This window comes from Leptospira montravelensis, assembly GCF_004770045.1.
GTDB classification, from domain to species: domain Bacteria; phylum Spirochaetota; class Leptospiria; order Leptospirales; family Leptospiraceae; genus Leptospira_A; species Leptospira_A montravelensis.
Window position 1 is genome coordinate 800,396 of the sequence record NZ_RQFO01000004.1, and the last position, 21,534, is coordinate 821,929.

17 protein-coding genes and 1 tRNA gene are annotated in these 21,534 nt (G+C 38.8%); 12 read left to right on the forward strand and 6 right to left on the reverse strand.

From position 1 onward, the window contains the following. Positions 1–3: 3 nt before the first annotated feature. The gene (locus EHQ31_RS04690; RefSeq protein ID WP_135570977.1) at positions 4–1,272 is read right to left on the reverse strand and encodes a diaminopimelate decarboxylase; all 1,269 of its coding nucleotides are present in this window, start codon (positions 1,270–1,272) and stop codon (positions 4–6) included. A gap of 57 nt (positions 1,273–1,329) precedes the next feature. On the opposite strand from EHQ31_RS04690, the gene EHQ31_RS04695 reads away from it, so the two are divergent. Genes EHQ31_RS04695 through EHQ31_RS04720 form a run of 6 tightly spaced genes read left to right on the forward strand, consistent with a single transcriptional unit; the run spans position 1,330 to position 8,493 of the window. Further along, entirely contained in the window at positions 1,330–2,400 is a 1,071-nt protein-coding gene (locus tag EHQ31_RS04695; protein ID WP_135570014.1) for a zinc dependent phospholipase C family protein, read from the forward strand. Positions 2,401–2,427: 27 nt separating this feature from the next. Then, positions 2,428–4,980, forward strand: a complete 2,553-nt coding sequence (locus tag EHQ31_RS04700; RefSeq protein WP_135570016.1) for a penicillin-binding protein 1A — start codon at positions 2,428–2,430, stop codon at positions 4,978–4,980. Between the two features lie 59 nt (positions 4,981–5,039). Continuing rightward, positions 5,040–5,444 (forward strand): bactofilin family protein, encoded by a 405-nt coding sequence (locus EHQ31_RS04705; protein WP_015682465.1) that lies wholly within the window; start codon positions 5,040–5,042, stop codon positions 5,442–5,444. A gap of 17 nt (positions 5,445–5,461) precedes the next feature. Then, positions 5,462–6,586, forward strand: coding sequence for a M23 family metallopeptidase (locus tag EHQ31_RS04710; RefSeq protein ID WP_167481630.1), 1,125 nt, complete (start codon positions 5,462–5,464; stop codon positions 6,584–6,586). Positions 6,587–6,600: 14 nt separating this feature from the next. Continuing rightward, positions 6,601–7,704: an alpha/beta hydrolase gene (locus tag EHQ31_RS04715; protein WP_135570018.1), complete on the forward strand. Its 1,104-nt coding sequence runs from the start codon at positions 6,601–6,603 to the stop codon at positions 7,702–7,704. Positions 7,705–7,719: 15 nt separating this feature from the next. Next, entirely contained in the window at positions 7,720–8,493 is a 774-nt protein-coding gene (locus tag EHQ31_RS04720) for a helix-turn-helix transcriptional regulator (RefSeq protein ID WP_135570020.1), read from the forward strand. Positions 8,494–8,646: 153 nt separating this feature from the next. On the opposite strand, the gene EHQ31_RS04725 is transcribed toward EHQ31_RS04720, so the two are convergent. From EHQ31_RS04725 to EHQ31_RS04735, 3 genes are all read right to left on the reverse strand, one after another. Next, positions 8,647–9,186, reverse strand: a complete 540-nt coding sequence (locus EHQ31_RS04725; protein WP_135570021.1) for an Mpo1 family 2-hydroxy fatty acid dioxygenase — start codon at positions 9,184–9,186, stop codon at positions 8,647–8,649. A gap of 80 nt (positions 9,187–9,266) precedes the next feature. Next, positions 9,267–10,991 (reverse strand): 4-alpha-glucanotransferase, encoded by a 1,725-nt coding sequence (locus tag EHQ31_RS04730; RefSeq protein ID WP_135570023.1) that lies wholly within the window; start codon positions 10,989–10,991, stop codon positions 9,267–9,269. A gap of 4 nt (positions 10,992–10,995) precedes the next feature. Further along, on the reverse strand, positions 10,996–12,060 hold the full coding sequence (locus EHQ31_RS04735; protein ID WP_135570025.1) for a class I fructose-bisphosphate aldolase: 1,065 nt from the start codon (positions 12,058–12,060) through the stop codon (positions 10,996–10,998). Between the two features lie 128 nt (positions 12,061–12,188). On the opposite strand from EHQ31_RS04735, the gene EHQ31_RS04740 reads away from it, so the two are divergent. The 3 genes from EHQ31_RS04740 (at position 12,189) to EHQ31_RS04750 (ending at position 14,507) form a co-directional block, all read left to right on the forward strand. Beyond that, positions 12,189–13,052, forward strand: coding sequence for a sensor histidine kinase (locus EHQ31_RS04740; RefSeq protein ID WP_135570027.1), 864 nt, complete (start codon positions 12,189–12,191; stop codon positions 13,050–13,052). Then, entirely contained in the window at positions 13,049–13,732 is a 684-nt protein-coding gene (locus EHQ31_RS04745) for a response regulator transcription factor (RefSeq protein ID WP_135570029.1), read from the forward strand. Before EHQ31_RS04740 ends, EHQ31_RS04745 begins: the two co-directional genes overlap by 4 nt. A 61-nt stretch (positions 13,733–13,793) precedes the next feature. Continuing rightward, a complete protein-coding gene (locus EHQ31_RS04750; RefSeq protein ID WP_244247287.1) occupies positions 13,794–14,507 on the forward strand; it encodes a hypothetical protein in 714 nt (237 codons plus the stop codon). On the opposite strand, the gene EHQ31_RS04755 is transcribed toward EHQ31_RS04750, so the two are convergent. Next, a complete protein-coding gene (locus EHQ31_RS04755) occupies positions 14,504–16,243 on the reverse strand; it encodes a GAF domain-containing SpoIIE family protein phosphatase (protein WP_135570033.1) in 1,740 nt (579 codons plus the stop codon). The genes EHQ31_RS04750 and EHQ31_RS04755 overlap by 4 nt on opposite strands. Positions 16,244–16,604: 361 nt before the next feature. Between EHQ31_RS04755 and glnA the strand changes: the two genes are divergently transcribed. The 3 genes from glnA to EHQ31_RS04770 all read left to right on the forward strand — a co-directional run bounded on the left by glnA (position 16,605) and on the right by EHQ31_RS04770 (position 18,564). Beyond that, the gene (glnA, locus tag EHQ31_RS04760; RefSeq protein WP_135570035.1) at positions 16,605–18,065 is read left to right on the forward strand and encodes a type I glutamate--ammonia ligase; all 1,461 of its coding nucleotides are present in this window, start codon (positions 16,605–16,607) and stop codon (positions 18,063–18,065) included. A 112-nt stretch (positions 18,066–18,177) separates the two neighbouring features. After that, positions 18,178–18,254: transfer RNA gene (locus EHQ31_RS04765), tRNA-Met, on the forward strand. 19 nt (positions 18,255–18,273) lie between these two features. Beyond that, positions 18,274–18,564 (forward strand): Cys-rich protein, encoded by a 291-nt coding sequence (locus EHQ31_RS04770; protein ID WP_135570037.1) that lies wholly within the window; start codon positions 18,274–18,276, stop codon positions 18,562–18,564. A 111-nt stretch (positions 18,565–18,675) separates the two neighbouring features. Here the strand turns inward: EHQ31_RS04770 and EHQ31_RS04775 are convergent, their stop codons facing one another. Continuing rightward, the gene (locus EHQ31_RS04775; protein WP_135570039.1) at positions 18,676–21,459 is read right to left on the reverse strand and encodes a chromosome segregation SMC family protein; all 2,784 of its coding nucleotides are present in this window, start codon (positions 21,457–21,459) and stop codon (positions 18,676–18,678) included. Positions 21,460–21,534 lie beyond the last annotated feature (75 nt).

Genomic DNA, 21,534 nt, shown 5'->3' on the forward strand with positions numbered 1-21,534 from the left:
CGATCATTCTACAACGAGGATTTCATTGCGAAAGATTTCAAGAACTGGTTCTTTTTTTCGAATCAGTTTTGCTTCTCCATTTGTGCGAAGTAAAACCTCTGCCGTTTCTGGAAAACTATTGTAGTTCTTTGTAGACATTCCTGCACAATACGCACCCACAGCTTCCATCACAACGTAGTCACCCACTTCGGCTTCACCCATAAGTCTAGTGATAGGTTCTCCCCCTTCTTTTTGGGTGAACACGTCTCCAGACTCACAACAGTGACCCACTACCACATATTCTTCGTTAGATTTTGGAATGCCACCATCATTTTTTACTGTGACTAGGGGATGTCTTGCACCGTATAACGAAGGTCTGGTGTTGGAATCCATTCCTGCATCGAGTTTCATAAATCGGAACCCTTTAGGGCCGGTATCCACCAAATCGTCGACAGTTGTGAGAAGTGCCCCACATAAAGCGACAAGGTATGTTCCCGGTTCAATTTCTAAAATGAGTTTTCTTCCATGTTTTGTTGCAAATTCTTCAAACTGAGGTTTTACAGGTGCACCAATCTTTTGTAAGTCGGTAGATTTTTCATCTTCCATCCTTCCCACTTTGTATCCACCACCAAGACTCACCACAGTGACACTTGGAAAGGCTTCCGCATATTCTAATGTGTATTTGGCTACGGCCTTCCAAACTTCTGGGTCACTTCCCGAACCAATATGAGTATGAACTTTTTCCACAACGATTTTGTATTTTTCTACGATGGCTTTGACTTCAGGCAGTTTTTCATGCCAAATTCCAAAGGAAGATGTGACTCCCCCTACATCGGTTTTTTTGGTATGTCCCGAACCAAGTCCCGGATTAAAACGAATGGAAACCGATTTTCCAGGAAATGCCTTTCCAAAGGCTTCGAGTTGGCGAAGGGAACAAGCATTGAACTTAACCCCTTTTCCTATCAATTCTTCAAAGGCTTTGGGAAACTCTTGGGAAGTGAGCATGATGGACTCCGGTTTGAATCCAAAGTGGAGGGCACGCACCACTTCATGTTCCGAAGAGGCATCAATGAGGATGCCTTTCTTTTTCATAATCTCAAGGATATTGGAATTGGGATTTGCCTTCATGGCGTAACGGACTTGTAAGCCAAAAGCATTGGGAAATGCCAAAGCCTCGTCACATTTTTGTTCAATTTCTTTCTCGGAATAGACAAAGAGTGGCGTGCCGAATTCTTTTGCTAAAGACCTTACTTGGTCTTCTTTCAAAAACTTTAGTTTTTCGATTGATGTCATAGGATTTAAGATAAACCTTTCAATAGGTTCCATTCCATAAAGTCAAAAAAGTAGAAAATGGCAGGAAAGATTACACATATTGAAGCTCTCTCCCAAGTGAAAAAACATTTGGAACATGGAAACGCGACCCAACGCAAGATGGCCGCTTTACTTTCTCGTCCCGATGTTGCCTCCTATGCCAACCTTGGTGCCGTGGCTCCCGATATTTTTTACTTCTATCATGTATTACAACCCAAACGTACAAAAAAAGCTGCTTACTTTGGTGATCTTGCCCACCACCATAGAGTTGCCGAACTTGTACTTAGTTTTCTTGACCAAGTGTATGATACGGAGATGGGTCTTTATCGTGACCGGTTTCTTGCTTTCACTTTAGGATATATCTGCCACTGCGTTGTGGACATCCAAACCCATCCTTATATCTTTTATATCTCCGGAGATTACTATAACAACGATAAGAAGATTTCTTACCAAGCACAAGTAAACCACATGAAAGTTGAATTTGGACTCGATACTCTTCTTATCAACCATCGTTGGGGAATGAGTGCCAGAGAATACGACTTCCCACAATACATTGATATCCGCCACAGAACTGTAGGAATTAAAAACAAAATGGATCCAGTACTTTGGAATTTTTGGTTACAATCCATCAAAGATACCTTTCCAACAGAGTTTGCGACTTCCTATTTGGGTTCCGAAAAAAAAATCATCCCCGGTGATATCTTAAACGAATCATATTTAGGTTTTTACAGGTTCACCTCCACTTTGGATTCACGGAGTGCCTTGATGCGGGGCCTTGTGAGTGTAGTGGATACACTTACTTTTCATAAATACAATGCCAGTGTGCTGATGCTTCCTGCCATTGAAGCCATCAACCCCAAGATCATGAATGATGAAAAAAGGGAATGGTTTTATCCGGCAGATCCAAAACGTAAGTTCAATGACTCCTTTATCGAACTTTTGAACCAAGCAAGCCAGGCTTGCAAAGAAATTTTAACGAGAGCCTATGAATATAGTTTTTCTCCGGAAAGCAGATCGAAAATTCTGGAATCTCTCGGTGGTTATAATTTGGATACTGGTCTCCGTTACCACGGAATTGACCATATGAAGGAATTTTCTCCACTCGTTTGATGTGGATTTAAAAGTTAAGGGAAATGTATGAAACAAGAACCCGTAGGGCTCTTTGAAAAGTATTTTATCATTTGGTTTCGAACTGTTACAGAAAAGATTTGGACCGGAGACAAAAAATTAAGAAACACGAGCATTGCTATACTTACCTTTGGAGCTTTGAACGTATTTTTACTCACAGGTTCCGTTAAAGATTTTTTTAAATTAAAAGAAGCTTCCGTTTATGACATCCCCTCTACTTTGTATGGAATGAATGACAAAGGGGAATACGAACCCATTGCCGAATTTTATAAATTTTCACGAATTCCTGTTCGCTTAGAACAATTAAAAACAGAAGAAAATCCGCTTTCTCCAGATAACAGGCACAAGGTGATTCAGTGTTTTTTATCCACAGAAGATAACTCGTTTTACTCACACAATGGAATTGATTTAAAAGGAATCGCACGAGCTTTTGTTGTGAACATTATGGCAGGCCGTGTCAAAGAAGGTGCCTCCACCATCACCCAACAAGTAGCACGTCTCAAATTTTTATCCATTGAAAGATCAATCGCAAGAAAAGCTCGCGAGGCTTGGCTTGCGATTTTACTGGAACTTGTATATCCCAAAGATAAAATTTTAGAAGTATATTTAAACGAAATTCCATTGGGGCACGGAACCATTGGAGTTGGGGCAGCTTCGCGGTTCTATTTTCGTAAGGAAGTACAAGATATAACTTGGGGAGAAGCTGCCATTCTTGCCAGCCTTACGACGAGGCCCACTCAATTTAGTCCTATTGTGAATCCTGTTTCCAGTATGAACAAAGTGCGTGTCGTATTTCGTAAGTTAGTTGAAAATGGAAGGATGTCCGTTGCTGATGCGGAAAAAGAATACGCAAATCTACAAGAATATTATACCAATCTAAACCGTTCTCCTAACGATTCCGCTTTTTCTGATAGATTAAACCGTTTCCCTTATGTAACAGAATACATTCGAAAAAACTTAATCCGTTCGATTGGTTCTGGAAGACTTTATAATGGTGGGCTCAAAATTTATTCCACGATTAATATTCGCCACCAAGAGGAAGCAGAAAAAGCCCTCCTTCCAGCCCTGCAAAGACAAACCATAGAATCCAACCAAAGAGCTTTTCGAAACATTGATGCCTTTGACGATTTGTATGGAAGTGGTTATTCTCTCATTGCCGATTTATATGACCTTCCCGATTTTAAATTCCGCATTTCTCGGACAGAACGTACGTTTTCATCAGCCTACCAAGAAGACCTCCGAGATGAATTTTTTGCATTAAACTTGTTAACTGGTGATGATTTTCTAGGAGATTTGATCGACAAAAACTACACTTCTCAAACCACAAAAGACCATCTTCTTCCTGTGGAAGGATCTCTCATTGCCATTCGACCAGATACAGGTTATATAACTGCGTTAGTTGGAGGATCAGGATTTCGTTCGGACAACCAACAAATTCGTCCCTTCCAAGCCTTTCGCCAACCCGGTTCCGCTTTTAAACCAATTCTTTACGCAGCGGCAATGGATTACTCAGGAAAAAACCCGGATCCAGAAAAAAACGTAACCCCTGCGACTCTCTTTGCAGATTCCCCACTTCAATATCTAATGGAAGACGGTGATGAATGGGCTCCCGAAAACTATAGTAGCGAATATTCAGGTTTTATTTTACTAAGAAAAGCATTAGAACAATCCAAAAACTCTGTAGCGGTGCGGGTCTTAGAACAAGTGGGTCTATCTCACCTAATGGAAAGTCTACGAGGTTTATTACAACTAAACGGGAGAGACATTCCTTATAACTTCAGTGTTTCCCTTGGTTCCTTTGAACTTACACCTTATGAACTCACAAGAGCTTATGCAGCCCTTGCTTCCGGTGGCAAAACAGTGAACCCTATTTCTGTTTTATATGTAGAAGATAATGCTGGAAAAGTGATCAAAGACTTTCGTAAAGATTTTGATGACGAGGATCGAAAACAAATCATCTCAAAAGAAGCAGCTTTTCTCATCACTTCTATGATGCGTGACGTTGTCGAAGAAGGAACGGGTCGCGGAGTTTTGTCTTATGGCCTAAATCGAAAGGCTTACGGAAAAACGGGAACTACCAATAACTTTCGTGATGCTTGGTTTGTGGGTTATACCCCAGAACTTGTGACCTCCGTATGGTTTGGCTACGACGGGGGGACTATTTCTCTTGGCCGAGGGATGACCGGGGGTAAACTAGCAGCACCTGTTTGGGGAAGATTTATGGCAAGGGCCCTAGACCGGGAACCTGTGATTGATTTTCCTTGGCTTGCTGATGTCAAAGTCACCAAAAAGACAGTTTGCCGTATGTCAGGAAAACTCCCCGGAAGCCATTGCCACGACCTCTTCGAAGAGTATTTTATCCCGCAAACTGTTCCGAAAGAGGTTTGTAACGATCATGGTTCCTCTTGGAACGTAGTGGAGACCAAACCTTCAGCGTATTCCGCACAATCGGTGCGCACAGAGAAGAAAAAACCCGAAAAAATAGAAAAACAGAGCCCTTCCTCGAAACCGCCAAAACGAAAAAAGTCAGTCTTTAGCGGAGATGAGGAAATCGATTACTAAAAAGGCTTGTCAAGAAGACCGAAAATTTTGATTCTCACAGAAGGGGAAAAGGAGCAGGAATGGCAATAGGTAAGGATTCCATCAATAGCGTTATCGGACCAGGGTCGATATTTGAAGGTAAGTTTTATATCGCAGGTTCACTCAGAATCGATGGAAAATTCGAAGGTGATATCAAAACTGAAGATGCACTTGTTATCGGAGAAACCGGTAAAGTAAAAACTAACATTAGCGCAAAAGAAGTCATTGTATCAGGTACCCTCATCGGAAATATCAAAGCCGAAAACGAAGTAAAACTAGAAGGTACTGGACGTATGTTAGGTGATATCACTGCTCCATACTTAGAACTTCAAAAAGGTGTAGTTGCAAAAGGAAATATCACAATCACAGGCGGTCAGAAAAAAGACGTGCGTAAGATTGTTGAAGAATCCTTCGGCGGTATTAAATCTTTAGATACCAAGGATTAACTAGTCTCCATTAACACATGCTACTTCGGTCTCCTGATAAGTCTACGATCGGCAAGCATGTGTTACGCTGGGGAAACGTAAATGTAATCCAAGTTTCTCCCGGTAAGTATTTTTATAACCTCCAATCACAATCCAGCGTCCTACATGGGACCATTGATCTCAATCGGAAAAGGTATAGAATTCTTCCACTCCTCGCCTCTTCTTTTATCTTAGCTTTCTTTTTATCAGTACTCGTAGACAAACAAACATACGAAGAAAGTTTAATGGAAAAAGAGTTCCTCAGTATGTCCACTGAAGTGGAAGAAAACGACATTAAAGACAAAGAAGCAAAACTTGCCGATGCTAAATACCTGCAAGAAACAGAAGATAAAAAAATGGCCATCCTTCGTTCTGCCGATTTGGATGCTTTAGCAGATAACAAAAATAAAAAACTTAAAGTGACTCAATATAAAGTCAAAAAAAATGAAACTCTTTCTGATATAGCACGACGTTTTAAAGTTTCTGCAGAATCAATCGCAGGCAGTTCTGGAATTAACCCAGAAGTCTCCATTCTTCCTGGACAAATTCTAAATATTCCCAACAAACAAGGTTTAGTTTATAAGTTAAAAAAAGGGGATACCCTTGCAAAAGTCGCTGACTACTATAAAGTAAAGATTGATGATATTTATTCAGAAAACCAACTTGAAGACTATGATTTATTTAAATCGGGACAAAAGGTATTCCTTCCAGGAGCTGTGATTCCAGAAACTGGACCGGTTTGGAGAATCCCTGTTTCTTCAAAGGTGATCACATCCGGTTGGGGAACACGTTCCTATCCACAATACAAATTCCATATGGCACTTGACTTACGAGCCAACTACGAATCTGTATATGCCGCACGAAAAGGAAAAGTCACTTATTCCGGTTGGATGGGCGGTTATGGAAACGCAATTATCCTAACACATGACGATAATTACCAAACTTTATATGCCCACAATTCTAAACTCTACGTGAAAGAAGGTGATTATGTAAGTGCAGGAAAAATCATTTCTCGTTCCGGTTGTACTGGTTATTGTTTTGGTCCCCACCTCCATTTTGAAGTCATCAAAGATGGAAAAAACGTAAATCCTACAAAAATAATGAAAGGTTTTTCTTATAAATGAAAATAACGAATCAGATGAAACTAATATCCCAAAACCAAAAACATTCAATTTTACTAATATTCCTAATCCCAATCTTAAATTTAATAGTATCTTGTACTCCCAAAATTGGAGAACAAATCAACAAACGAATTGTAGATCCCTTTGATGAAACAAAAATCCTTAATGTACATTTTGTAACTACGCGTCGGGAAATGACTGTTAAAGACAATTGTGACAGTGCGAGTTTTGGATTTATCACTGATATCAATCCACATTACGGAATCTGTTTGGTAAACATCCCTTCCAAACACATTATTGGTGATATCTCGTCGGACAATTCCCAAGACAAAAATCAATTTTTCCAATTTAAAGGCCGTATTAATACCGATGACAGAGAATTTTTAACTAAAATCAAATCTTCAGCTTCCGAGGAAGTTTTAGTTTTTGTACATGGCTTCAATGTCAACTTTGATGAAGCAGTACTTCGTGCTGGACAAATTAAATATGATCTCAAGTTTCCAGGAGAAGTGGTTGTTTATTCTTGGCCGGCTGGTGCAGATGCGGGAATCTTATCGCAGGTAATGGTAAAATCGACTTACGATTTAAATTATACAGAAGCAAAAATCAACAGGGAACCTTTTGCAAAGTTTTTAAATGATGTCACTGGACTTGGAAAAAAAATACATTTAGTAGTCCATAGTATGGGCCACCAAGTTGTTTTACCTTCTGTGGCAGCACTTGCCAAACAAGGAAAAAGTAAATTTCTATCGGAACTGATTCTCAATGCTCCTGACTTTGACAAAAATGAATTTGAACTAATATTAAGTGATTTATCAAAATCTTCAGATAGAATCACACTCTATTGTTCTCCTGGTGACAACGCTCTCATTGCTTCACAAAAAGTAAATGGGGCTGCGCGCGCAGGTATGTGTTTTAAATATTCCGGTGTGGATGTAATCAACGTGAACGAAGTGGATGATCCTGTTTTAGGTGTAGGTGGCCTTGGTCATGGATACTATTCTTCAAGACCTATCCTCACGGACATCTATCAAGTGTTACTTGGTGTATCTGTCGAAAGGAGACTTTTTATCCGAAAATCAGGTCCAAAAAATGGAGAGAATTTTGTTCTCAGGAAATAGATTCTTTCTCAGGGTATGAATTTAGAAAGAAAAGGAAGTCTTTTTTACTTTGGAGAACGAATCCTCATAGGAAGCACAGGACTCGTCACAGAGCCGCATTCCCATTATGCAGTTTCCATTTTAGTTTCCCTTGGTGCGCCCTTTCATCTACATACAAAATCTAATGCAGTGATAGAATCCCAAGGTATCATCATTCCACCCAATTATTATCACAAATTAGACGCATCCCAATCGGAAATGGTCATCATTCAATTAGATCCGAAATCGGAAGAATACAAACGAATTGAAATGGATGGTACACCAAAAACTATTGATTTAGAAGTTCGAAATAAAATACAAAAAATCGCCGATCCATTGTTTGGTGAAACTTTAGATTGTTTATCAGCAAGATCTCTTTATAACCAGATTCTCTCGCTACTTGGTTCGGGGAGCGTTTTAAGAAAGTTTGATGAACGTATAGAAATTGCCATTCAAAGAATCAAAGAAAAAATGCCAAACCCGGTTTCATTGGCCGAACTCTCAGAAATTTCAGGAATCTCGACAGACCGGTTTATGCACCTTTTTAAGGACAATATGGGGATCCCTCTCAGACAATATTTATTATGGCAAAGACTCCATATTGCCGCAAAACTATTGCAAGTGGGTGAAAACCTCACAACGGCCTCACATGCAGCCGGATTTAGTGACCAAGCCCATCTTTCTCGAACTTTTAAAAAAATGTTTGGAGTAAAACCTTCCCTTTTTTTAGGAAGCCAGACCTTGCATCAGGTTTGTTTTTGTGAAGATTAGAAATTAAATTGAATTGTTTCGGATTGAATTTTAATCCAAATGAATCTAAAATACTCAATCAAAACTATGAAAATCTAAATTGAGTATTTTAAAAAATTAAAGGATCACAAAAAGCCAAAACTAACTATATTGTAATCCCAATGATTTTTTTATTTAAGCGGGTTTATGTGAAAAATCTTTCCAAACACCACGTTGTTTCAATTCATTCTCCACTGCCGCTTTCAATTCTAATCGAAATCCGAGTTCGAAAAATACATCTGCGACAACAAACAAAGGTGCGGAAACTAAAGCTTGGAACAAATTATCAAATAAAGCTGGCCTACTTTTTTCAAAAATAAAATGTCCATAGAACTGAGCACCCCAACCGATCACTTGCCCTAAACCAAAAATAGTCCAAGCAGTGGATGCAGGTAATTGCATAGTAATCCACTCTGAGGTCAGATAAAGTCCGCCAAATACAAGAGTGGCTACAAATGCAAACAATACATCCAAAGTATAATAATAACCAAGCACAGCTAATGTAAATACGAGAGAGGCCGAAACGTTAAAGCCATTGTATTCAAAAAGGCTAAAACGGCTGAGGACAACAAATAAAGTGAAAGTGATTGTTGGAACCCCTAACACATGGATCAATACATTACGTTTTTCTTGATGGTAGGCGGAATAAAACGCCATTTCTTTTGCAAATCTCAAGGGAGACCTCCGGGTGTAGAGTCCATACTACCAGAGGTTGGGACATTCGACTTGAACGAATCTGTCATGATTCTAAAAAATTATGTATTTCTGTCAGATTCGAGAAGGAGTTTACGGATTGTGAAATTACGCTGAAAATCGGAGGCAAAGTCCTCAATGAGAACGGGAAACCGGTACGTCCAATTGGAATGGTCAGGAGTGCCAGGCACGTTGATGCGGTGATCTTCCGGGTGTTCTAAAACATCTGGTAAACCAAGTGCCAAATCCTGAAACAGTTGAATAGAGAACAAACTACTCGTTTGGAATACAAATTCGAGAAGTCCAAACAAGGTTTCCTCATCCGATTTTGGCCTAGGTTTTCCTAACCTATCAAAGAAAAATTGGAGTTTCGACTCGATATCTCCTTCTTTTTTCCACCATTCCATCGCCAAACATGTGTCATGTGTTGATAAAACGGAAATGGCATTTTCTCTATACAGTTCTTCTGGTATAAATTCTCCAGTGGTAAACGATCTTGTCCAACGAACGACATCAATTCCAATCAACTGACGTTCAAACAAAGAATCTCTGATAAAAGATGGAACAGAACCCAAATCTTCCGCACAAGGAATCATAGAAGAAAAGGAGTCAAAGATTTCTAAAATTTTTTCCCCTGATTCCTTCCAATGTTTTTCTTCTTCCTCAATATGAAGTTCAGATAAGGGAAAAAGTTTTGCTTTTATTTCTTCTTCTAAATTTTGGTAACCATCTTTTTTCCAGAAGTCCCAATAAAAAATATAATGATTTGGAATGAATTCATGAATTAATCCCAAATTTTCAAAATGTTTTGGATCTAAGCCTTCTTTCAGAAATTCTTCTTTTGCAATTCCAAATTGAGGATGAAACCATCCATGTAACGCAGTGGTGTCTTTACTTGGAATGGCCCAAATCCGATACATCCCAATTACATGGTCTATTCGATAAAGATGAAAAAAATGTTCCAAATAAGACAAACGATCCTTCCACCAACAATAGTTTGTTTTTTCCAGTGCCTCCCAATTGAGCACAGGAAAACCCCAAGTTTGTCCAGTATTGGAAAAATCATCAGGTGGGGCACCGGCTTGCAAATTCATAATAAAAAATTCTGGATGTTCCCAAACATCACAAGAATTTCGGGAAGTAAGGATTGGCATATCACCTTTTAGGTAAACACCAACATCTTCAAAATGAATTTTCACTTCGGATAACTGATCGTAGGCGATTTTTTGCAGATAGACCCAAAACAATGCGTCTTCCCTACGTTTGGTAAATATATGTTCTTTTGCATAGTTAGGATCTAAAAATTCTCTAGGCCATTCCCACCAATCCTTACCGTTGAATTCTTCATATAACAAACGAAATGCTGAATAAGAATAACACCAAGGATGTTTTTCTAAAAAGTATGTTGCTTCCAACATTGTTTCTTTTAAATGGCTGGTATAAATAGACCGAATGATTTCTAATTTTCGATTTCGAATACGTATGGGATGATTTTTTAAAAAACGTATCTCACGTTTGCGAGATTTTATATTTAAGCCAAGTTTGTATAAAGAAATATAAAGAGGATCAATGGCAAAAGCAGAAATAGCACTGTAAGGAGAAAAACCGAAACCTGTATCATTTAAAGGTAATAACTGGATGATACTAAAACCCACGTCCTTTGCCCAATCGCAAAGTGGGTATAAACTATAAATGTCTCCACATTCAAAAGAATGTTCAGAAACAATAGAGGGCAGAGATACAAGTACCCCCGCCCTTCTTTTTTTTACGTTTTCAAAAGATTCCAAGTCTTTAAGCGACTGTGATTTCTTTCGATAGATATACGTCTTGGATGGCGTTCAGTAATGCAACCCCTTCCTTCATTGGTTTTTGGAATGCTTTTCTTCCTGAGATCAGTCCCATTCCACCAGCACGTTTGTTGATCACAGCAGTTTTGATTGCATCTTGTAAATCGTTTTCACCAGATGCTCCACCTGAGTTGATGAGTCCCGCTCTTCCCATATAACAATTTGCTACTTGGTAACGAGTGAGGTCAATTGGGTGGTCAGAAGTAAGATCAGTGTAGATACGTTTGTCTGTTTTACCATAAGAAGATTCTTGGTTTAACACATTGTATCCACCATTGTTTTCAGGTAACTTTTGTTTGATGATGTCCGCTTGAATGGTCACACCCAAGTGGTTAGCTTGACCTGTTAAGTCTGCAGAAACATGGTAATCTTTGTCTTTTTTGAAAGCATTGTTTCTTACATAACACCAAAGGATGGTTGCCATTCCTAGTTCGTGAGCCATTTGAAAGATTTTTGAAATTTCAACGATTTCACGACCTGAATCAGCGGAACCAAAATAAATGGTAGCACCGATCGCAACACAACCTTGGTCATAAGCTTGTTTTACTGTTGCAAATAGGATTTGTTCACTTTTGTTCGGGTAAGTCAAAAGTTCATTGTGATTGATTTTCAAAATGAAAGGAATTTTGTGAGCATACTTTCTTGCAACCGATCCAAGAACACCAAGCGTTGTAGCCACACCATTACAACCACCTTCGATAGCCAATTTGATGATGTTTTCGCCATCAAAGTAAATCGGGTTTTTGGCAAAAGAGGCACCGGCAGAGTGTTCAATTCCTTGGTCCACTGGGAGAATGGAAACATAACCAGTTCCACCAAGACGACCACTTCCAAGAAGGGTTTGGATGCTACGAAGAACAGGTACAGACCTGTCTGTGGGAGCAAAAATTCTATCAACCCAGTCAGAGCCAGGTACGTGGATTAATTCTTTAGCGATTTTTGGCGATTTGAATCCAAGTAAGGATTCTGCATCGTTTCCAAGATGTTTCGAGATTTCGTCGAAGTTCAAAGTTGTTCTCCTAAAAAATAAATTCTCGGGTTCATCCAATGTGACAACATCTTTTTTTGCTCGTCGCCCTTCCCCCGGGTCCTAACTTGCATTGTGAGGCAAATTTGAGAGGATCAGCGCAATTTCGAATGTTTTTTTCACTAGCATGGCTTTCCCTCACATTCTCTCTGGGAGTGTGGTGGTGGATTTTGGGATTTCGCCAAGCAAAAACCATCGCTGAAATTTCTATCAGTGCCGCTCGACAGGTGGAACTGGATCGAGTGAATCGCATGTTACAATTGGAAGGATCGTTTTTTCTTTCCATGTTGACCTTGGGTGGAGTGACTCTTGCAGTTCTGTCTTATCGAGATCATAAACGTTCAAAACTTATCTCCGATTTTTTTTCTACAGTCACTCATGAGATGAAAACACCAATTTCCAGCTTACAGTTGCAAGTTGAAGTACTTTTAGAAAATACAAAAGAACCAGAACTCAAAAAAAAATTAGAGAAAATTTGGAAAGAAAATCAAAGAATTGAATCTCAGATGGGAAATGCTTTTTATTTAGCAAGTCTTATGCAAGGAGAATCCTTGTACATGGAGCCACTTACTATTTCCTCCTTATGTGAATCGTATTCCCATCATGAACCAGATCTATCTTGGAATATTTTAATCCCCAATGAAACAAAAGTTTATATAGATAAAAAAGCATTTTTTGCTATGCTAAAAAATCTAAGTGACAATGCCAAACGTCACGGCAAAGCAAAAACAATCAAACTCACGATCACAAAAGAAAAAAAGTATATTTCTTTTCTATTGGAGGATGATGGCAGCGGATTTAGCGGTAATAAAAACAATCTCACCTTACCTTTTTTACGTCATTCTAAAACCAGCGGAAGTGGTATTGGTTTGTATATCGTGAAAAAATTAATCGAAAAAATGAAAGGCTCCCTCGAATTTCCGAACACTTCGTCCGGTTTCCAAGTGAAACTTACTTTAAAAGAGGTAACATGAAACCAAGAATTTTACTTGTGGAAGATGATGAAGGACTCGGGGAAACTTTAAAGGAACGATTGGAACAAGACAGGTACCGAGTCAAGTGGGCAAAAACGGTTTCGGAAGCGGAAGGTTTATTTGCACCCAACCAATTTGATTTGGTGGTTCTTGATTTGCGACTCCCTGATGGAAATGGATTTCAACTGGCGGAAGATTTTTTATCCAAAGAAAAAGACTTACCCTTTCTATTTTTAACCGCACAGGCAGGTGCCCAGGAAAGGCTTCGTGGGTTCGAACTTGGAGCTGCCGAGTTTATCCCAAAACCCTTCCATTTAAAGGAATTCCTCATCCGATTGGAACGAGTGGTGGCCCAAACCCGCCCTCATTTTGGACAAAAATGGAAAATGAACCAAACGGAAATTCACTTGGATTCCTTCCTTGTGAAAAAAGAAGATGGATCATCATTTTTACTTTCAAAACGGGACTGTGCCCTACTTGCCCTCTTACTTTCTGATGTACAAAAGGTGTTTAGTCGTTCTGAAATATTGGATTATCTTGTCGGAGAAGAAAGTTTTCCCACAGAAAGGACCATCGACAATGCCATCGTCAGGCTTAGGGACGCATTGGGCGAAGAATCCATTCGCAATGTGCGAGGTGTAGGTTACCAATGGGTAGCGGAAGTCTTCCCTTTAAAATAAGAATCCCATTAGGGAATTTCTAAATTTTACCGATACTTTTAAAGTGAAACAAGGATTCCCAATTATAATTCTATTCCTTCTATCCTTGTTTTCCTATCCTCTCGGTGCCTGGGAAACCGATATCGATTATAACTACGAATACGAAAAAAATGGTCCTTATACCAAATTTTCCGATTGGGTGCCTTATAAACTCCACAAATGGGAACCCAAGTATTTGGAAGATTTTTATGAGTTGTATAACCTAAAACAACATTATAACGATAACGAAATTAGAAAAAACATCTATTGGTTAAAAATTGCACTTGGAAAACGATTCCGTCATCCTAAACATTCTTTGTGTGAAACTAAATCAGAAAAAGAATATTATAAATATCGAAATTTGATGTTTATGCATATCAATATTCAAATTATGCGGTCTTACATGAGACTTGCATCTAAATTTGACAAACGCCATGTATATTTTTACAATTTAGATTTTGCTCATGAATTGAAAGAAAGTTTTGGAGTGGCAGAAGCATTTTATAAAGAAGCCATTCCTTACTGGGAAAAAGCCAAAGAATATGCAGACAAAGCCAATGAAGTTCCCGTTGATTTAGATTTAGGAACCATTGAAACAGAAAGGTATGAGATTGTAACGGGCAAATTGGATTTTGGACATATCATTGAAAACCATTTGGATCGTCTGGATGGAAAAAAGAAAATTGTATCTGAATATTTGGCTAAGTATCCAGAAGCAGATGCCAAAGCTCTTGATCTCGCTGATAGAGAGAACTAAAACTCGATAAACAACACAGCAATATCGTCATGGATGATTCGGTCCTTTTCAACAAGGCAATTGGCGATCATTTTTTGTATTAAACTGTCTGTGTTTTCCGAAACAGAAATCATTTCTGATAGTTCTTGTAAAAAAACGTCGAGCCCAATGTATCCACCGTCCTCTTCTTCTAATTCGTAAATTCCATCCGAATATAAAAGTAATCGATCCCCAGGTTCAAAGGTTTTGGAAATCGTTTTTCCTTCCCAGAAATCAAGGAGTAAAATAGGATACATTTCATCCTTCACAAGTTTCATCACTCGTTCCTTTTCTTTCCAAAATACAACAGGAGGATGGCCGGCAAAACTAAATTCCACCCTTCTTTCCGCTGGAAACAACCTAAGCACACAGGCCGAAATATGATGTTTAAAAATGATAGTTTTTAAATCCAAATGCATCGCTGAAAGAATCGCGGAAGGTGTTGATTCTAACTTAGAATGTTTTTTAAATGAAACTGCAGCAATTCCGGATACAAGTGCGGAAGAAATTCCATGACCAGAAATATCACCAAAAAAAATATCAATACAATCCTCATTGGGTTTTTCATAAAGGATAAGGTCTCCTCCGATTTCATCATAAGGCAAAAACCTGGATTGGATTTTTACATTTGGAATTTCACCAAAATCTTTTGCAACCCAAGCCTCTTGCGTCAGTTTTGCCAAAGCCAAATCCTCTTTAACATCCGAATAAAATCTTTGTAGTATTTTTTCTTTTTTCATTAGTTTAATTTCGTTTTTAGCACGAACCAAACCTTGTGAGACAAACCCTGCAATCAATCCTAACAACCGCTTAGTTTCCTCTGACCAAAAACCTACCCTATCATAAGTAGTGATTCCTAAAATTCCAATCACACTTCCTTCATCTCGCAAACCAACCACTAAGATAGATCGAATTTCTGCTCTTTTAAAAAGATCCAAATGCCAAGGTTCATCAACCATTTGAGTCGTGTCTGCAATATGAATCACACCGTCACCAGCAAGAATTCCCAAGCGATCTGGATTCATTTTTGCAATAGGGAGTTTCGTACCAACACGGAACAAAGAAGGCATACCCTCTAACACCCATTCGTGGGAGACAGATAAAAATTGTTTATCAGAGGATATTTCGGCAGCAAAGACCCGGTCTGCTCTAGAATACTTTCCAAGTTCCTCCAAAGCAAATTGAATCGCATCAGAGACCAATTCAGCTTTCGTATGAACAAAGGTTTTGGAAACTTCCGTCACAATTTGAGAAAACTGTAATAAACCAGAAAGTTTAAATTCAGATTCCCTGATAGAGGAAATTTCAATTTGTTGTCCCCAAATGCGTAGAAGGAATCCTTCTTCCACTTGCCCGTTGGAATTCATCAGAAAAACACGTTTATGACCGTCAGACAATTCTAGAAAGTATTCGTAATTTTCTAACTGGTAAGAACTTTCAATAAATCGGCGAAGTAAAAATGCACTCTTTAGAGTGACTAGGTCTTTTAAATACTTTCCCAGAATCTCATGGGCCGCCTGGTAACCATAAAACTTCGCCATAGCCAAATTACATTCCCGAATCACGCTATGGTTCCAAATGTATTCCATCTGTTCTTCCTGGGAAAGGGAAATGGGCATGGGAATGTCCAATTCATAACACCAAATGGCGTCTTTAGATAGATGGATGAAGCTCTCTAAATGTTGGTAGCGACCATAATCGGGCTTTCGAGAACTCATCTAGATTCTAAGCTCTACGAATCTATGGTCTCTGCCACAAAAAAAACATAATCCATCCTAATTCCGAAAATTTTACGAAATCTTTTCGAAAATGAATCGATTCCGTTGACCAAAATTCCCCTTTCAGAGAAATTACTTAGAAATGACAGAAGTTTAAATGAAGCAATTTCGCACATCATTTAAGCAATAAGTCTATTTTAGATGCAATTCGCGTAGTTTTGTGGCATGAATTTAAACTCACATTGCTTAGAAACTCCACGAAACCCTTATATTTCGGTCGAAATGCCTTGGTATAAATCTTGCATTTAAAATGGTAACAGATTACAACAATCAGACCGACCTCTGAACGAAGGAGAATCAAATGCAGTTCGCAACCCCAAAATTTACTTCCGGAAAGGAAGTGGTTGAGTATGCCAAAAAAAATGGAGTCCTTTTCTATGACTTCCGATTTACGGATATCAAAGGAATGTGGCACCACGTTTCTTATTATGTGAATTCCGTAGATGAAGAAACTTTCAAAGGAATTCCTTTTGATGGATCTTCGATTGCTCGTTGGCAGCCAATCAATGCTTCCGATATGCAATTACATCCAGAAATTTCAACGGCATTTTTAGATCCGTTCACTGCAGACAAAACACTAGTTATGTTTTGCGATGTGTGGGATATCTATAAAAAACAATACTACGAAAAATGCCCACGTTCCATTGCTAAAAAAGCACTCGAATTCATGAATAAATCAGGAATTGCGGACACTGCTTACTTTGGTCCTGAAAATGAATTTTTTGTTTTTGATAGTTTAAAAGTTCGTGATGAAATCAATTGCCAATACTATGAATTAGATTCTAACGAAGGTATTTGGAACACTCATTCTGAAATCCCTGGTTCCAATAACACAGGTAAAATCAACTTTAACTCTGGTCACCGACCTGGAACAAAAGGTGGATATTTCCCTGTAGCTCCTATTGACTCTCAAGTTGACCTACGTGCCGAATTTGTGAAAACTTTAGAAGCAATCGGAATGGAAACTTTTGTGGTTCACCACGAAGTGGCACAAGCACAAGGGGAAATCGGTGTTAAGTTTGGAACTTTGATTGAAGCTGCTGACAACGTTCAAAAGCTAAAATACATCGTGAAGATGGTGGCTCATAAACACGGAAAAACTGCTACTTTTATGCCAAAACCGCTTTTTGGTGATAACGGTAACGGTATGCACGTTCATATCTCTCTTTGGAAAGGTGGAAAAAACCTTTTTGCTGGAGACAAATACCAAGGTCTTTCTGACTTCGCATTCAACTATGTTGGTGGAGTTTTGAAATACGCAAGAGCTTGTGCTGCCTTCACTAACGCATCCACTAACTCTTACAAACGACTCATTCCTGGATTTGAAGCACCGTCTATCTTAGCATACTCTGCTCAGAACCGTTCTGCATCTTGCCGTATTCCTTTTGTGAGTGGTGAAAAAGCGAAACGTGTGGAATTCCGATTCCCGGATTCAACAGCTAACCCATATTTGGCGTTCGCTTCACTTCTTATGGCTGGTATGGCTGGTGTTGCTGAAAAAATCGACCCAGGTCCTGCTCGTGAAGAAGATCTTTTTGAACTTTCTTTAGATGAAATCCGCGAAAAAGGAATTCGTCAAATGCCTCATACTTTACGTGAAGCAATGGAAGAAATGCTCGCTCAAAGAGAGATTTTCAAACAAGGAGATGTGTTTACAGAAAACTTTTTGCAAACATACCAACACTACAAGTTTGAAACAGAAATTTGGCCGTGGGAAGGTCGCCCTCACCCATACGAATTCCTCACTACTTACTCTTGCTAAGAGAAAAAGCCCCGCTAACCCCGGGGCTTTTTTTTGTTTACCATTCCCTAACCATTCAAAAAATGACAAAAGAACTAAAGATTTAGTTCAACCAAACGATCTAAGGTGATAGGGCGAGGTAGCTCAGATGGTTAGAGCACAGGATTCATAACCCTGAGGTCACGGGTTCGACTCCCGTCTTCGCTACCAAAGATCGAGAGGACAAGGTATGAAAAAAACAAACCGTTTGTTTTCAATTCTGGCTCTGGTGTTATTTACCGGATCCATCCAAGCAGCTGATTTTCCTAAATGTAAAGAGGCTTGCGATAAGTTTTATAGTTGTACAGTGCAAGTGAATCCCAACGCTTCTGAAGAGCAAAAGAACACTCTGAAACGTGGTTGTGAATTCAACTGCAACCGTCCCAAATACTACAATAAAATTGCGGGTTGCCTCACTAGCGGTGATTCCTGCAAAGCTTTCTCAACTTGCATTATGAAAGAAATGCAAGGCAACAAATAATAGCAAACTAACTCTATTTAAAACAGAAACAAAGACGATTACATACAGTATTCGCCTTTGTTTTTTTATGTACTTTTCAAATTTGAAAAGAATGGGAAGACCTGAAACCGACTAATTGTCGGTTCCGGTTTTTTGTGTGATTTGTTTGGAAAGAGATTTAGCTTCATCCAAACGAAGGGAAAGGATTTTGGAAATTCCTGGTTCTTCGTTTGTAACTCCAAAAATAGCATTGGCACGTGAGATGGTAGACTGTGCATGAGAAACCACAATGAATTGTGTTTTATCTTTGAACCGGTCTAAAATTTGACAGAACCTAAGTTTATTTGCCTCATCGAGGGCCGCATCAATCTCATCTAGGAAACAGAACGGACTTGGTTTGACCATGTAGATGGCAAAAAGAAGGGCAATGGCTGTAAGAGACTTCTCTCCCCCAGATAACAATCGTAAGTTTTGAACATGTTTTCCTGGAGGTTCCGCCATAATTTCCACTCCAGAATTCAGAGAGTCCTCTTTTTCTGTAAGTTCTAATGTAGCCCTTCCCCCATTGAAAAGTGTAGAAAAGGTTTCTTGGAAGTTTTGTTTGATTTTTTCAAACGTTTCTTGGAAAAGTTTTTCGGACTCTTCATTGATTCGTTTTAAAACTTCTTCGATGTCTTTTTTTGAACTTTCAATATCAGTCTTTTGTTTAAGGTTGTGTTCGTAGATTTCTTTGATATTTCGATATTCTTCAATCGCCAGTGGATTGATGGATCCAAGGAGTTGGATTTCGGATTTAGCAGACCGTAATTTTCTTTCCTCCGCCTTTTGGTCCAGTTCCATTCCCCCACGTTCTGTTTCTAGTTCAGAATCGGTAAGCGAATAATCATTATACAACTCTTCCACAAGAGAATCAATTTGAACTTTAAGTGCAGAACTCGTTCTTTCTTTTTCAGAAAGTAAGGGGAGAAGATTTTGGAAAACTTCTTGGTTTTTGGTGATATTGGATTTGATTCCAGAAATTTCTTCGACTAGCGTTTGTAAGGTTTCTTTTTCCGATTCCAAAATACGGCTCATGGAAAGAAACTCTTGGTACGATTCTGCAATTTCTTTTTCCAGAACCTCAACTTCCCTTTCCAGACCTTCCTTTTTCTCGCGAATGACGGACTCTTGTTCTTTGGCACCTGAAATTCGTTTTCCGATTTCACCAATCCTTTCATCGAGGACAGCAATTTCCTTTTGTTGGTTCTCCAATCGAGAATTGGATTCCAAAAGTTTTTTCTCAAGTTCCACAATATGAGTTCTTGTTTCTTCCCAATGACTTCTATGCAATATGATATTACTTTGGTTGTCTCGGATTCCGCGTGTTAGGTTTTCGTTTTCTAAAATTAAATCTTCGATTTCTTGGTCTATAGATTCTTTTTTAGATAAAATTCCATCTTTATCAAAGAGTAGATTTCTGAAATCATCCTCTTTTTTCAAAAAACCTGTGAGTTTTTCTTTATAAAGATCTAATTGGATTTCTTTAAGATCAGAAATTCCGCCTGAAACTTCAGAAGACTCTAAATGAGAAAGTGCAGATTTTAGTTTAGTGGTATATAGGTCTAAATCAGAAAGAAGAATAGTTTTGTCGAAATTTCTCTGTTCTTCTCCTTCCTTCGATTCGCGTTTTTTATTTTCTAACTCTTGGATGAGTTCGAGGATTACCGTTTTTTGTTTGTCCCGAAGTGTGATATGGCGTTTTTCATTTTCCTGAATCCTACCTTCTTTTTCTTCGATAGATTTTTCTTCTTCTTTGATGGAAAGTTCTAAGGAAACACGATTTGATTCCAAAGTTTGGATTTCCGCTTGGAGGGTGGATTGAATTTCTCTTTGGCGTTCGTTCTCCAGTTCAATGGCCCGTTTTTCCACTTCCAGTTTGATTGTGGCTTGGTTTTCGGTTTCCAAAGCAGAAAGAATTTCCCCAATCCGAAGTTCATACTCCAAAATAAAGGTTTTGTTCTTTGCTATTTTTTCTTTTTGGATTTGGCTTTTGGATAAATGATCAAATAACTTTTTATCGATCTCTGCTATTTCTTTTTCTTTGATTTCCTTGGTGGTTTCCTTTTCAGAAATCAAATTGGTTTCGTCTTGGATGAGAGAAAGAATTGATTTATTTTTTTCCCGGATCTCTGTCAATTCCTCGTCTGACTTTTTCATTCTGCGTTTGAAATCTCGCAGTTTTAAAAACCTAAGGTTTTTGTCTGACTCATCCAAATCAGATTTGAGTTTGAAATACTGTTCGGCTTTTTCCGATTGTTTTTCTTTGACTTCTAGGTCTTTCACCATAGAGTTCATAATGTCTTGGATACGAAGAAGGTTTTGGTTGGTATCATCCAACTTCTTTGTGGCTTCTTTGCGGTCTAGTTTGAACCGAGATACACCTGCAGCTTCTTCAAAGATGGCCCTTCTTTCTTCTGGTTTGGAATTGAGAATTTGGTCGACCCGACCTTGTTCTAAAATGCTATAACTGGACTTACCAATTCCTGTATCGAGAAGGGTTTTTTCGATATCCTTTCTTGTGGTTCTGATATCGTTGAGATAATATTCGTTTTCTCCATCTGGATACAAACGACGAGTGATTTTTACGGATGGATAATCAATGTTGAAAAAATGGTCATCGTTATCAAAAAGAATGGAAACCTCGGAAAATCCTGCGGCTCGCCTACTCTCTGTTCCGTGGAAGATGACATCGTCCATCTTTTCCCCGCGAAGTCCTTTGGCACTTTTTTCTCCAAAGACCCATTTTACGGAATCGACGATATTTGATTTCCCCGAACCATTCGGCCCGACGACAGCGGTAAACCCAGGATCAAAATTGATCTCTGTTTCATCCGCAAATGTTTTGAATCCAACAATACTTAGGCTCTTTAAATGCATATATGTTTCGCCGTTCGATTTCCCTGTTTCCCGGTTGACACCACTTGGGAGACATAAGAAAAAACCTTAGATAGT

Coding starts and splice junctions, on each gene's coding strand:
- EHQ31_RS04695 (WP_135570014.1), top strand. CDS start 1,330: ATGGCAGGAAAGATTACACATATTGAAGCTCTCTCCCAAGTGAAAAAA.
- EHQ31_RS04770 (WP_135570037.1), top strand. CDS start 18,274: ATGAAAAAAACAAACCGTTTGTTTTCAATTCTGGCTCTGGTGTTATTT.
- EHQ31_RS04705 (WP_015682465.1), top strand. CDS start 5,040: ATGGCAATAGGTAAGGATTCCATCAATAGCGTTATCGGACCAGGGTCG.
- EHQ31_RS04700 (WP_135570016.1), top strand. CDS start 2,428: ATGAAACAAGAACCCGTAGGGCTCTTTGAAAAGTATTTTATCATTTGG.
- EHQ31_RS04745 (WP_135570029.1), top strand. CDS start 13,049: ATGAAACCAAGAATTTTACTTGTGGAAGATGATGAAGGACTCGGGGAA.
- EHQ31_RS04755 (WP_135570033.1), bottom strand. CDS start 16,243: ATGAGTTCTCGAAAGCCCGATTATGGTCGCTACCAACATTTAGAGAGC.
- EHQ31_RS04775 (WP_135570039.1), bottom strand. CDS start 21,459: ATGCATTTAAAGAGCCTAAGTATTGTTGGATTCAAAACATTTGCGGAT.
- EHQ31_RS04715 (WP_135570018.1), top strand. CDS start 6,601: ATGAAACTAATATCCCAAAACCAAAAACATTCAATTTTACTAATATTC.
- EHQ31_RS04710 (WP_167481630.1), top strand. CDS start 5,462: ATGCTACTTCGGTCTCCTGATAAGTCTACGATCGGCAAGCATGTGTTA.
- EHQ31_RS04740 (WP_135570027.1), top strand. CDS start 12,189: ATGTTTTTTTCACTAGCATGGCTTTCCCTCACATTCTCTCTGGGAGTG.
- EHQ31_RS04720 (WP_135570020.1), top strand. CDS start 7,720: ATGAATTTAGAAAGAAAAGGAAGTCTTTTTTACTTTGGAGAACGAATC.
- glnA (WP_135570035.1), top strand. CDS start 16,605: ATGCAGTTCGCAACCCCAAAATTTACTTCCGGAAAGGAAGTGGTTGAG.
- EHQ31_RS04690 (WP_135570977.1), bottom strand. CDS start 1,272: ATGACATCAATCGAAAAACTAAAGTTTTTGAAAGAAGACCAAGTAAGG.